At 65.8% G+C, this 13,625-nt stretch carries 10 protein-coding genes; all 10 read right to left on the reverse strand.

Features of this window, described 5'->3' with window-relative positions:
- Window positions 1–115: 115 nt before the first annotated feature.
- Window positions 116–1,168: an iron ABC transporter substrate-binding protein gene (locus tag ACWGXF_RS03080; protein ID WP_256629726.1), complete on the reverse strand. Its 1,053-nt coding sequence runs from the start codon at window positions 1,166–1,168 to the stop codon at window positions 116–118.
- The gene (locus ACWGXF_RS03085) at window positions 1,162–1,710 is read right to left on the reverse strand and encodes a DUF2478 domain-containing protein (RefSeq protein ID WP_256629725.1); all 549 of its coding nucleotides are present in this window, start codon (window positions 1,708–1,710) and stop codon (window positions 1,162–1,164) included. The genes ACWGXF_RS03080 and ACWGXF_RS03085 overlap by 7 nt, the downstream gene beginning before the upstream one ends.
- Window positions 1,711–1,723: 13 nt before the next feature.
- A complete protein-coding gene (locus tag ACWGXF_RS03090; RefSeq protein WP_452101671.1) occupies window positions 1,724–2,644 on the reverse strand; it encodes a substrate-binding domain-containing protein in 921 nt (306 codons plus the stop codon).
- A 5-nt stretch (window positions 2,645–2,649) separates the two neighbouring features.
- Window positions 2,650–4,704 (reverse strand): TonB-dependent receptor plug domain-containing protein, encoded by a 2,055-nt coding sequence (locus ACWGXF_RS03095; RefSeq protein WP_452101672.1) that lies wholly within the window; start codon window positions 4,702–4,704, stop codon window positions 2,650–2,652.
- A gap of 166 nt (window positions 4,705–4,870) precedes the next feature.
- Entirely contained in the window at window positions 4,871–6,313 is a 1,443-nt protein-coding gene (locus ACWGXF_RS03100; RefSeq protein ID WP_003061837.1) for an NAD-dependent succinate-semialdehyde dehydrogenase, read from the reverse strand.
- Window positions 6,314–6,458: 145 nt separating this feature from the next.
- The gene (gene cobA, locus ACWGXF_RS03105; RefSeq protein WP_452101673.1) at window positions 6,459–7,283 is read right to left on the reverse strand and encodes a uroporphyrinogen-III C-methyltransferase; all 825 of its coding nucleotides are present in this window, start codon (window positions 7,281–7,283) and stop codon (window positions 6,459–6,461) included.
- Between the two features lie 36 nt (window positions 7,284–7,319).
- Window positions 7,320–10,181 (reverse strand): nitrate reductase, encoded by a 2,862-nt coding sequence (locus ACWGXF_RS03110; protein WP_452101674.1) that lies wholly within the window; start codon window positions 10,179–10,181, stop codon window positions 7,320–7,322.
- Entirely contained in the window at window positions 10,178–10,291 is a 114-nt protein-coding gene (locus ACWGXF_RS03115) for a hypothetical protein (RefSeq protein WP_080771226.1), read from the reverse strand. The genes ACWGXF_RS03110 and ACWGXF_RS03115 overlap by 4 nt, the downstream gene beginning before the upstream one ends.
- A gap of 79 nt (window positions 10,292–10,370) precedes the next feature.
- Entirely contained in the window at window positions 10,371–10,769 is a 399-nt protein-coding gene (nirD, locus tag ACWGXF_RS03120; protein WP_039049533.1) for a nitrite reductase small subunit NirD, read from the reverse strand.
- Window positions 10,770–10,946: 177 nt separating this feature from the next.
- The gene (gene nirB / locus ACWGXF_RS03125) at window positions 10,947–13,409 is read right to left on the reverse strand and encodes a nitrite reductase large subunit NirB (protein ID WP_039049532.1); all 2,463 of its coding nucleotides are present in this window, start codon (window positions 13,407–13,409) and stop codon (window positions 10,947–10,949) included.
- Window positions 13,410–13,625: the final 216 nt, after the last annotated feature.

Below are 13,625 nucleotides of genomic sequence, written 5' to 3' on the forward strand. Positions count from 1 at the left end.
GCTGGCGACTATGCCCGGAGGCATTGCTTGATGCCGCGCTTTCCAGGCTTCCCGCTTCTTTCGGGCTTTGAGTGCCTTCGCTGATATCGAATGACTTCATGCCAGCCCCATGCATTCAGCGCGCCGCCTGCAGCAGCGCTTGCAACTGCGCCGGCGACAGTTGGACACCATAGAACAGCGCATAGAACTCGCTCACCGCCTGCTCCAGGGCTTTGACATCCTGCTGGGCGAAGCGGCCCGGATGCAGCTTCTCGAGCAGCCAGCGCACGCCGATCAGCCGGTTCACGCTGGGCGGGCCGTCCAGCCAGCCGAAAGGCAGCACGGGCGCACAGTGCACTCTGCCGCTGCGCACGGCGCTGATGCCGCGCCACAAGGGGTCCTGGCGCACGCGCTCTGCAAAACCCGCCTCCTGGGTCAGTATGACTTCGGGGTCCCAGGCCAGGATCTGCTCCATGGAAACGCGCGTGAGTCCGCCCCTGCCTGCCTGGGCCGCCACATTGCGGCCGCCCGCATACTCGATCACCTCGACATTGATGGAGCCGGCCAGCCCGGTTTCCAGGCCGTTGGCGCCGCGCCCCAGATAGACGCGCGGCCGGGCCTGCTCCCCCAGCCCCGCGGTCACGGCGCGCACCAGCCTGGCCACTTCGTCGGCATGTCGGGCCAGGGTCTCGCCACGCTCGGCTGCACCCAGCAAGCTACCGACCTCGCGCAGCTGGCGCGCATGGTCGCTCAGGCTGCCCTGCACCAGCACGCATGCCAGGCCCGTCTGGCGCGCCAGACGTTCGGTGGCAGAGACATGGGTGGCGTCGGAGGTCCCGGAGTCCAGCACCAGATCGGGTTGCAGCGCCAGCAGCTTTTCAAGCGGCAGCGTGCTGCCGCGCCCCGACAGGCGCCCCAGATAGGGCAAGGCCTGCAGCGGCGATCCCAGATGGGCGCGCGCCGCATCGCCAAGCTGCATGGGCCAGCCCAGCAGTTGCTGCGGCGCCAGCGCAGCCAGCAAAACGCCTGCCGGCGGCCCCGAAGCGAACACGCGGCCAGCCCGCGCCGGCAGCGAACCAAAGCGGGCTGCAATGACCGAGCCGCCATCCTGCGCCCAGGCCCCGCCCTGATACAGGCCCGATGCCAGCGTCGCAGCACCGGCCTGCAGCCATTGGCGCCGCGTCAGCATGACCGGTCTTCCAGGTCTTCGCGCTGCAGCTGCTGACGGCACCAGTGCAGCAGTGCCTGTTCGTCAACCGGCAGGCGCACGAAGGCGCCACCGGTAAAGCTCTGCCAGCCAGCCTCGTGGCGGGCCGCCACGGCCGTGACCACGGGAATGCCGGCCTCGACAAAAGCGGCGATCTCCTGGACAAAACCGCCGCCAGCGGCTTCGAGCTGGCCGAAGCAGTTGACGACGGCCAGCTCCACACCATCGGCCAGTGCCTGGCGCAGCACAACGCTGGCCCGGGCCAGGGCCTGCGGATTGAGGCTGCAGGCCTGCGAGGCAGCGCCCAGGTCCTCGGTCATCTCGAACTGCTGGCCGCTGCGCAGATCCACGAGACGCATGCACTTGTTGCCATTGGCATAGCGACTCTGGCGATGCACCAGTCCGCCCACCTGCCGGCCCGACTGTTGCAGCCGCCGCGCCACGCCTTCGAGCAAGTCCTCGATATCGTGCCGCTCATCGGGGTAAATCAATGCCGCCAGCGGCGGCGTCATAGCGGTGCTCATGCTGCTCCTTCGCTCAAGTCTGTCCATCGGCACCGGCGCTCATGCCGGCGGGCACGCTGTCGCGCCCAAACACCCAGGGGCCGCCCGCGCCGCTGGCCGCTTCCAGCACCTGCTGGCCGGCCGCAGACAGCAGATACTCGGCCAGCAGGCCCGCCGCCCGGCGCTGCTCCGGCGTGGCCGGATGGCGCGGGCCGGGCGTGAGCAGCACATAGGGCCTGCGCATCAGCGGATCGCCATGCAGCAGAAGTTCTATGCCAGGGGCGCCCATCTTGCCGAAGGCCAGGGGAATATGGCCGACCACGGCATAGGCCTGCTCGCGCGCCGCCAGCTCCAGCACGGCCTGTGGTCGCGGGCCGGTGTCGGCGCGCAGCCAGCGCGCATCGGGTCGTATGCCGCCGCGCCGCCACAGACGCTGCACCACGGTATAGCTGCCGGGGTCGCGCAGCGCGATGAAGGGCGAGCCGGTCTCGGCAATGCGCCGCAGCGCCTGCGTGCCGTCAGCGACCGAACGCACGCCTGCGGGGTCATGAGCGGGTCCGGCAATCACATGCTGGTTCCAGCCCCAGACGCGCGCGGCGGAAGCCATGCCGCTGGCCTCCAGTGCCATGGCTTCGTCGCTGGCGTGGATCAGCAGCATCTGCGCCTCGCCGCACGCGAAGGCGGGCACCACGCCCTCCTTGGGCGCGGCCGCCACGGTGGTGACCGGCATGGCCAGGGCCTGGCTGGCCTGCTCGGCCACACGCGGCCACACGCCGCACAGCACGAGTCCGCCCACGGCCGCCACCTGTACGCCGGTGCCCGAAGCGGGTTGTGCCCCCATCGCCAGGGCCGGGCCACCGGCCATGCCCAGGGCCGGGCCACCGGCCATGCCCAGGGCAGCCAGACTGCGCAGCCAGTCACGCCGTGCCAGCGATGTCCGAAGCAGGTTTTGCATGACCGTCAGAACCGGTAGCCCAGGTTCACATACCAGCTGCGCCCCGGCATGGGCAGGCCGTCGGCCAGCTGATACCACTTGTCGCCCAGATTGGCCACGCCGAAGTCCAGCGTGGTGTCCGGACGCGGCAGATAGCGCGCGCGCAGATTGGCCACGCCGTAGCCGGCCATCTGATAGACCTGGGCCTGGCCGCTGGCCGACAGCGGCACCTTGCGGCCCTGTTCTGCTTCCAGCTCGGCGCGCAGCTGCCACTGGGCCTGCGGATTCCATTGCAGGGCCGCTGTCAGGCGCTGGCGCGGCGTGTCCGTCAAGGTGATGCTGCGGTCGCTGAGGTTGGTGCGGCTCAGATAGGTGTAGCCCGCATGCAGAGCCCATTGGGCCGACAGTTGCTGCGCCAGCGATATCTCAAAACCGGCATTGCGCGTGCGTCCCACGTTCTGCGCCTGGTTGCAGGTCTTGCCGCCGCAGGCCGTGGAGTCAACGACCATGGTCTGGATCTGGTCGCGCACCCGGCTGTAGAACAGCGCCGCCTGGCCCTTGCCGCCCTGCCAGGGCTTGCCGCTCAGGCCCAACTCCAGATGGTTGGCCACCTCGGGCTTGAGGTCGGGGTTGGCCAGGGCCGTACCCATGCGTGCCGAATAGCGGTCCTTGATGGTCGCAAAACGGGTCTTGTGCGAGGCAATCAGATAGACCTCGTCGCCCTGGGCCGTGAGCGCATAGCTCAGGCGTGCCAGGCCGTTGGTGGCGCTGGTCGAGCCCGTGGGCCACTGGTAGACCTGCTTGGCGTCGCGCTGGTCATGGCTCAGGCCCAGCGTCAGGCGCCAGCGCTCGGCCAGGGCGATGTGATCCTCGAGCACCAGCGAGGTGGTCACATCGCGGTAGTGCTTCTGCGGGTCCTTGCCCGAGGCCGCGTCGGTGTGCTCGTCCTGCTTGTAGTGGAAGGCCGCATGCAGCTCGTGGCCGGAGAAGGCGTAGTTGACCCACTCCACGCTGGCCCCCTTGCTCACATCCTTGTAGCTGCTGGTCGGATCGTGGGCCGTGTAGCTGGCGTCCTTGTACATGTCGAGACCGTTTTTGTAGGTGTCGTGGTAGAGACGCGTCTTGAGCACATTGCTGCCGTTCAGACGGGTGGTGCTCAGGAAATACAGGCTGTCCTTGTCCCAGTAGGGCCAGCGCCAGTAGCGCACGGCGTTCTTCTGCGTGGACTGGCCGGTGTAGACGGGATTGCCCTTCTCGCCTTCCTGGCGCACATAGCCGATGGCGTATTCGTCCGTGGCATTGGGCGTGAGTCCCAGCTTGAAGGACAGGCGCTTGTCGGTGCGGTCCGCGTTCTCGCGCTTGCTGCCGGTATCGGTGGGCTGCTTCTTGTAATCCCTGAAGCCCCGGGGCAGAGGAAAGCTGTCGGCATCCAGGTAGGAGGCACCCAGCTGATAGTACCAACTGCCCTGGTTACCGCCCAGGTTGAAGCTCGCCCTGCGCTCGCCGCCGCTGCCCACACCCAGGCGCACATCGCCTTCGAAGGGCTTGACCGGTTTGCGCGTGACCAGATTGACGGCGCCGCCCAGCGTATTGGGACCGTACAGCAGCGAGGCGCCGGCCTTGGCCACATTGATCTCGGCCAGGTCGAAGGTGGTGAAGCGGCCCAGATCCACATAACCGTCATAGGGCACGTACAGCGGCACGCCATCCACAAAAATCGGCACCTGGCGCGAGTCGAAGCCGCGCAGGCTGATCATTTCCTCGTTGCGGTTGTTGCGCGACAGGCTCACGCCGGGGAGATTGCGCACGGCATCGGCCACGGTGCTGGCATTGCTGCGCTCCATCTCGGCACTGCCCACGCGCTGCATATCGCCGGCCCCGAGTTCCTCGGCCTCGCGCCGCGCGCTGACTTCCACCGTACCCAGCGTGAAAGTCTGGCTGGCGGCTTCGGCTGCGCCCGCAGCTGACACCTGGGCCCAGGCCGTGCCCATGGGCACGATGGCCAGCGCGCCCCACAACCAGCTGCGGCGAAGAACAAAACTTGGAGGATGGATCTGGGAAACCGTGGAGTGCAATGGCATGGCGCGGGCTGGAATTTGTTGTCGAATGTAAAAAACCGTCGATTCTAGCCACCGCTATTCATTTATGGAATAACGATCGACAAACAGTCCCCATACGCCCCACGGCATACACATCCCATGAAAAAAGGCCACCCGAGGGTGGCCTTGCATCAAATGCCTTGCAGATTCAAACGCAGCTGATCGCCACGGCCTTGGCCACCAGGTAGGCCTCCAGCGCCTCCGGGCCGCCTTCGGAGCCATAGCCCGAATCCTTGATGCCGCCAAAGGGCAGCTCGGCAGACGGCAGTGCCGGCTGGTTGATCCACAGCATGCCGGCTTCCACGTCCTGCGACAGCTGGTGCGTCGTCTTGAGCGAGCGCGTGAAGGCATAGGCGGCCAGGCCATAGGACAGGCGATTGGCCTCTTGAATGGCGTCTTCGATCTTGTCGAAGCCGCGAATCGCCGCCACGGGGCCGAAGGGCTCCTGGTTGAAGATATCGGCCGTCAACGGCACGTCGGCCAGCACCGTGGGCGCAAAGAAGTTGCCGGCAGAGCCAAAGGATGCGCCGCCCGTCATCAGCTTGGCACCGCTTTGCTCGGCGTTCTGGATCAGCTGGGTCAGCGCCGTCACGCGGCGCGGATTGGCCAACGGGCCCATCTGCGTGCCCTGCTCCAGGCCGTTGCCGACCTTCAATGCCTCGGCATGGGCCACCATGGCACGCGTGAACTCCTCGCGCACGCTGTTGTGCACCAGAAAGCGCGTGGGCGAGATGCAGACCTGGCCCGCGTTGCGGAACTTGGCCGCCCCCGCGGCCTTGACGGCCAGTTGCACATCGGCATCCTCGGCCACGATCACGGGGGCATGGCCGCCGAGCTCCATGGTTGAGCGCTTCATGTGCTGGCCGGCCAGCGCCGCCAGCTGCTTGCCCACGGCCGTGGAGCCCGTGAAGGTCACCTTGCGGATTACGGGGTGAGCAATCAGATATTCGGAAATCTGTGCGGGGTTGCCATAGACCAGGCCCACAACACCGGCAGGAATGCCGGCATCGACAAAGCACTTGAGCAGGGCTGCGGGCGAGGCCGGGGTTTCCTCGGGCGCCTTGACCAGGAAGGAGCAGCCCGAAGCCAGGGCCGCGCCGATCTTGCGCACGATCTGGTTGACGGGGAAGTTCCAGGGCGTGAAGGCGGCGACCGGGCCCACGGGGTCCTTGATCACCAGCTGCTGCTGCTCGGGGCGACGCGAAGGCACGATGCGGCCATAGACACGCAGGGCCTCGTCGGCAAACCATTCGATGATGCCGGCGCCGGCAATGATTTCCACCTTGGCCTCGGCCAGCGGCTTGCCCTGCTCCTGCGTCAGCAGCGCGGCGATCTCGTCGGCACGCTCCTTGAGCAGAGCTGCGGCACGGCGCATGATGGCGCCGCGCTCATGGGCAGACACCTTGCGCCAGACCTGAAAGCCCTTGTCTGCCGCCGCCAGGGCGCGGTCCAGGTCGGCAATATCGGCATGGGCCACACGGCCAATCACCTCGCCGCTTGCAGGGTTGCGCACATCAATTTTCTTGCCGCTGGCAGCGTCCTGCCACTGTCCGTCGATCAAAAGCTGGGTATCGGGATATGCAGTGCTCATCGCATGACTCATAGGTGTCGGCCGCCGCTATCCCCCTGCAGACTGACGAGGCCGGGTGTGACAAATTTTCAGGGGTTACCGGACAAATTCTAGTCATGCGGGCTCGGCACTCAGACAAAAGGGAGACAGCTGTCAGCAATCGGCCTCATGCGCCCACGGCCCGGCGCAGTTGCGCCTGCTCCAGTAGCCCGCCCAAGCCCTCGGCGGACGATGCGGCCTGCCTGACCACCTCGCCCACCACGAACACGCAGGGACTGCCCAGTCCGCTGCATGCCAGCGCCTGCGTCATCTGCCCCAGCTCGGTCAGTATCTGCTGCTGTGCGGGCAGGCTGGCGCTCTGGACCAGGGCCACCGGAGTAGATGCCGGCAGTCCGCCAGCCAGCAGCTGCTGCTGGATGATGCCGGCAGTGGCAACGCCCATGTAGATCACCAGCGTCAGCCCCAGCATCCGGGCCGTGCCGGCCAGCAACTGCCAGTCGTGACCGGCACTGCCTGGCTTGGCATGACCGGTGATGAACACCACACCATGGGCATGGTCGCGATGGGTCAGCGGCACGCCGAGGCTGGTGGCCGCGGCCAGCCCGGCGGTGATGCCGTTGACCACTTCGACGGCTATGCCCGCCATGCGCAGATGCTCGATCTCCTCGCCGCCACGGCCAAAGATGAAGGGGTCGCCGCCCTTGAGGCGCACCACCAGCTCACCCTGGCGGGCCGCCATGATCATGAGCTTTTCGATGAATTCCTGCGAGGTGCTCTCGCGCCCGCCACGCTTGCCCACATGAACGATGCGGGCGCTAGCGCTGGCAAGCTTCACGATGTCGGCAGACACCAGATCGTCTGCCAGCAGCAGCGTGGCGGACTGGATCAGTCTCAGCGCCTTGAGCGTGAGCAGCTCCGGATCACCGGGGCCGGCACCGACCAGATAGCAGCGGCCCACGGGCGGCAGGGAAGTGGCATGGCTGTTTGTCATGACTGGCCTTTCATATGCGTTGCCGGACATCGAAATCTAGGCGGCAACCGGCAAGGCTGCCGACTGAGGCGCAGGCGTCGCATGTACCAGTTGTTTGATCCTGGGAATACAGGAGCCGCAGCGCGTGCCGCAACCCAGAGAAGTCTTGAGCTGCGCGAGCCGCTCGTCGGCGGAGCCCTCGCAGGTGGTCAGTGCCGAGCCGATGCTGGCCTCATCCACATTCATGCAGGCACAGATCTGTGGCGAGCGGGCCGGCATGGCGGCGGGCGGCTTCCTGCCCGATGACAGCAGCAGACGGCCATAGGTTTGCACCGATTGCTCGTCGCGCAGAACAGGCCCCAGCCACTGGCCCGCGCTGGCATCGCCACAGAGCAAAAAGGCATCAAGCCTTGGCTCCTCCGTCTGCCGGCCTATCGCCATGGCGCGGCTGCATTGGCGACGCACGTCGACATAGCGCATGGCCTGCGGGCCATCGAGCTGCAGCAGACCATGCAGCCGCGCCAGCACCTCGGCGCCGGGCTGGGCATAGGCCGCTGCGCGAAACTGCACGCCGGTGCGGCCCTGATCCGCTTTTTCCAGCGGCACGGCGCGCCCGAACAGCACGCAACTGGCGAAATCGAACTCGGCCATCAATTCGGTCAAAGCCTGGCGAACCGACTGCACCTGCTGTTCATCCAGCCATGCCATGCCCAGACAAGTCCAGGGCAGCTCGGCCTTGAGCAGCTTGACGGCCACATGCTTGAGCTCGGGCTGCTTCGAGCGCGGGCAGCGCTCGGGCGTGGTCAGGGCGTTGACGCCCGCAAGCCGCTGCCCCTTGGAGCCCATGCCGCTCAGGTACATGCTGCCCCAGTGCATGGGCAGATAGAGCTGTGCGGGCTGCAAGCCCGGGTCCGCCTGCACGGGCAGCACGATGGCGCCATAGCGGTTGGAGACATGGACCAGATCGCCATCCTGCAGCTGCAGGCGCTGCATGTCCTGAGGGCCGACCTGCAGCTGCGGTTCGCTGACATGGGCAAACAGGCGCCCCAGCTGGCCGGTGCGCGTCATGCCATGCCATTGATCACGCAGGCGACCGGTGTTGAGACTGAACGGATGTCGCGCATCGCGCGGCACGGCCGGCGCCTGCCAGGGCTGGGCATCAAAACGTGCGCGCCCGTCATCGGTTGCAAAGACTGCGTCGCCATACAGACGCTGACGGCCCTGGCTGGCGCCTTGGGGCATGGGCCATTGCTGGGGTCCCTTGACTTCCAGCACCGCCCAGCTCAGACCCGTGATATCCAGATCGCGCCCGCGTGTGGACTCGCGATGCTCGTTCCAGATGGCTTCGGCACCCGCGTCCACATTCGCAGTGTCATAGGGAAACAAGCTTGGCAGCGAGGGCCGCAGATGCTGCTCCAGGCGCCGCGCCAGCTGCACGCCTATCTGCCAGTCATGGCGTGCCGCCCCCGGCGCGACCACGGCAGCGCGCACCCGCGAGATGCGCCGCTCGCTGTTCGTGACCGTGCCCAGCTTCTCGCCCCAGGTGGAGGCAGGCAGCAACCAGTCGGCATAGGCCGTGGTCTCGGTTGCGGCAAAAGCCTCCTGCACCACCACCAGCTCGGCACGCTCCAGCGCCCTGCGCACCATAGCCTGTTCGGGCATGCTCTGCGCGGGATTGGTGCAGGCAATCCACAAGGCCTTGATCTGGCCGTCGGCAGCGGCCTCGAACATCTCCAGCGCGGACTTTCCGGGCTGCTTCGGAATCGACTCCACACCCCATAGCCGCGCCACTTCGGCCCTGTGCGCGGCGTTGGAAAGATCACGATGCGCGCTGAGCAGATTGGACAGTCCGCCCACCTCGCGTCCTCCCATGGCATTGGGCTGACCCGTCAGCGACAGGGGCCCGGCGCCAGACCTGCCGATCTGACCCGTTGCCAGATGCAGATTGATCAGCGCGGCGTTGTTCGCCGTGCCGCTGCGGCTTTGGTTCAGACCCTGGCAGTACAGACTGAGCGTGGGACGACGCACGTCCGTCGGCTCCTCGGCACCGCCCAGCGCCATCCAGCGCGCCGCCCGGTACAGGTCCGCCACGGGCAGGCCGCAGATGGCAGCGACCTTCTCGGGCGTGGCTTCACGCACCAGTTCCTTGAGCTGTGCAAAGCCGCTGGTGTGCTGCGCGATGAAGGCGCTGTCCGTCCAGCCCTCCCACAACATGATGTGCAGCAGACCGTGAAACAGCATCACATCGCTGCCCGGCTGCAACGGCAGATAAAGATCGGCCAGCTCGGCGGTCTCGGTACGGCGCGGATCGGCCACGATGATCCTGAGCTGCGGATTGCGCGCCCTGGCCTCCTCCACACGCCGGAACAGAATGGGATGCGCCCAGGCCATATTGCTGCCCGTGATGAACAGGCAGCCGGCCAGATCTATGTCCTCATAGCAGGCCGGCGGTGCATCATCGCCCAATGTGGCCTTGTAGCCGGCCACGGCGCTGCTCATGCACAGGCGCGAATTGGTGTCAAGATTGTTGGTGCCCAGCAGGCCTTTGACCAGTTTGTTGAAGACGTAGTAGTCCTCGGTCAGCAGCTGGCCACTGAGATAGAAACCCAGTGCATCTGGCCCATGTTCGGCGCGAATGCCGGCGATACGCGCCGCCAGTTCATCCAGGGCCTGATCCCAGCTCGCGGCCTGCGGCGCAGATGTCCGCTCCAGCCTGCGCATGGGCTGCAGCAAACGGCCCTGCTGAGCATAGGCAGGAGCTGCCGTCAGATGCAGCGTGCTGCCCTTGGTGCACAGGCGCCCGAAGTTGGCAGGATGCTCGGGATCGCCGCGCACGCCGGTAATCTGCAGGCCATCGGACTCGATGATCACGCCGCAGCCGACACCGCAATAGGGACAGGTGGACTTGGTTTCTTTCATGGCGTCACCAGAGAGAGGCGGCGGCGTTCAGATTCACTCCTACGCGGACCGCCGAAGGCGAGTCCGCAGTCGACACCGCAATAGGGACAGGTGGATCGGGTCTCATGCATGGCAGACTTTCAGTGAAATTGCGCCGCAGCGCCCGGCTATCAAGCGCATGCTGCTACTCAACTCATATCAATCAAGACGCTAGGCCGCAGCACAGCCGGACCTGGCTGCGCAATGTGCGGGACCGGCATGCGGGCGGGTCTGCTCCAGGGCGCGGCTGGCCAGTTCGTCGGCGCGCAGCTGCACCTCGCCGTTCTCCACGCGCACGCTGAAATAAGGCGTGCAGCCCTCATCGGGCGCCGCCGCCTCGCCGGTGCTGAGTGCAATCGTCCAGTTGTGCAGCGGGCAGGCCACGCTGCGCCCGAACACAATGCCTTGCGACAACGGCCCGCCCTTGTGCGGGCAGCGGTCCAGCAGCGCAAACACCTCATCGTCGGCATTGCGAAACACGGCCACATCCAGCCCTTGTGCACGCGCCACGCGGCGTGCTCCCAGCACGGGGATGTCGTCCATCGTGCAGATAGAAATCCATTCGCTCATTTACATCTCCTAAGCTCCCCCTGAGCCGCTTTGCGGCTTCCCCCTCTCTCGCTTCGCGGGAGGGGGACGACGGCCTCACTACGGGGCGGCGGGGCCGCCCAGGCCCTTGCTCGCCGTCCCTTGGCTATGCCGCGCCAGGTTCGTAAATTGCTGAAAAATTGAAAGAGGTTCTCGGTTTCAGGCAACAACTGACACATCAGCAGGCAGAGCCTGGAACTGGCGCGTATCCACGGATGCCTTGTCGGTTTCGAACCAGGGATCGGGCTCGCCATCCAGTGCAAACTGCAGCTGCTGCCACAGCGCCCTGCGGCCCTCGGCATCGTCGAGAATGCGGCGCTTGACATAGTCCAGACCCACGCGATTGATGTAGTGCACCGTGCGCTCCAGATACCAGCCTTCCAGCCGGTACAGCTGCATGAAGGCGCCCGTGTACTCCATCACCTCTTCGGCGGTCTTGAGCTTGGTGAAGAAATGCGCCACCTCGGTCTTGATGCCACCGTTGCCGCCCACATACATCTCCCAGCCCGAATCGACGCCGATGATTCCCACATCCTTGATGCCGGACTCCGCGCAGTTGCGCGGGCAGCCGCTGACGGCGAACTTCACCTTGTGCGGGGCGTACATGCGCCACATGGCGCGCTCCAGGTCCTTGCCCATCTGGGTACTGTCCTGCGTGCCCATGCGGCACCATTCGCTGCCCACGCAGGTCTTGACCGTGCGCAGCGCCTTGGCATAGGCATGGCCGCAAGGCATGCCTATATCGTTCCAGACGGCCTGCAGATCCTCCTTCTTCACGCCCAGCAGATCGATGCGCTGACCGCCCGTGACCTTCACCGTGGGGATCTGGTACTTGTCCACCACATCGGCAATGCGGCGCAGCTCGGAGGCCGTGGTCTCACCGCCCCACATGCGCGGAATCACGCTGTAGGTTCCATCTTTCTGGATGTTGGCATGGCTGCGTTCGTTGATGAAGCGGCTTTGCGGGTCGTCCCTGGCCTCCTTGGGCCAGGTGCTTACAAGATAGTAGTTGACGGCCGGACGGCAGGAGGCACAGCCATTGGGCGTGCGCCACTCCATGAAGCGGAACACCGCATCGGTGCTGAGCAGCTTGTGCTCAGCGATCGCGTCGCGCACAGCCTGGTGCCCGTGGTCGGTGCAGCCGCACATGGCCTTGGTCTTGGGGGCCGCCGAGTAGTCGCCACCGGCCGTGAACATGATGATCTGCTCCACCAGGCCCGTGCAGGAGCCGCAGCTGGCACTGGCCTTGGTGTGCTTGCGCACATCGTCGAGCGTGAACAGGCCCTTGTCCTTGATGGCCTTGCAGATCGCACCCTTGGTCACGCCGTTGCAGCCGCAGACCTCGTCGCCGTCGGCCATGGCCGCGGCCTTGCTCTGCCCCTGGTGGCCGGTGTCGCCGAGATTGGATTCGCCAAACATCAGCTTGTCCCGGATATCGGCCACGCTGCGGCCCTCGCGCAGCAGCTTGAAGTACCAGCTGCCGTCCACCGTGTCGCCGTACAGGCAGGCACCGACCAGCTTGTCGTCCTTGATGACCAGCTTTTTGTAGACCCCCGCATAGGGGTCGCTCATGAGAATTTCCTCGGTATCGCTGCCGCCCTGGAAATCGCCTGCAGAGAACAGATCGATGCCCGTGACCTTGAGCTTGGTCGAGGTCAGCGAACCCAGATAGCGGCCGATGCCGAACTCGGCCAGATGGTTGGCCAGCACCTTGCCCTGCTCGAACAAGGGCGCCACCAGTCCGTAGGCAATGCCTCGGTGTGCCGCGCATTCGCCCACGGCATAGATGCGCGGATCGGTCACGGTCTGCAGCGTATCGCTGACCACGATGCCGCGGTTCACATGCAGGTGCATGGACTCGGCCAGTTCGGTGCTGGGGCGAATGCCCACGGCCATCACGACCAGTTCGGCCGGGATCTCGCTGCCGTCCTTGAAACGCACGGCACGCACGCGGCCGCCTGCGTCACCCAGCAGCTCCTGGGTCTGCGCCTGCATGCAGAACTGCATGCCGCGCTCGGCCAGCGATTTCTGCAGCATGCGGCCCGCCTGATCGTCGAGTTGGCGCTCCATCAGCCAGTCGCCGACATGCACCACGGTGACCTGCATGCCGCGCTTCATGAGGCCGTTGGCCGCTTCCAGTCCCAGCAGGCCACCGCCGATCACCACTGCATGCTTGAACGTCTTGGCCGCATCGATCATGGCCTCGGTATCGGCGATGTCGCGGTAGGCCAGCACGCCCTCCAGGTCCTTGCCGGGGATGGGCAGGATGAAGGGCCTGGAGCCCGTCGCCATGATCAGGCGGTCGTACTCGGCGCTGGCGGTCTCGCCCTGGGCATTGACCGCATGCACCGTGCGCCGGGCCCGGTCGACGGCCGTCACGGTATAGCCGGCGTGCAGCAGGATATGGTGGTCCTGGTACCAGGACCAGTCGTTGAGCACGATATCGCCGAGCGTCTGCTCGCCAGCGAGCACCGGCGACAGCAGAATGCGGTTGTAGTTGGGATGCGGCTCGGCGCCGAAGACCGTGATGTCGTACAGATCGGGGGCAATGGCCAGCAGCTCTTCCAGCGCACGCACGCCTGCCATTCCGTTTCCAATCATGACCAGTTTGGATTTTTTCATCTGAGTCCCCGTGGGCATTTGCAAAGCCAAAAAAAAAGACGTCTGCGCGCTTCATGACTTGCATGAACGCGTAGACGTCTTTGTCTGTGGGTTCTGGTCCAGCCTTGCACCATCCCCCGGTGACCCACCTTGGCCACGCTGAACAACACGCAATTGCTGTGCCAGCTTTTCTCAGCCTGCAGAGACTATTCCATCCCGCGGCATGCACTGCTTTTG

The organism is Comamonas sp. HJ-2 (assembly GCF_053615495.1).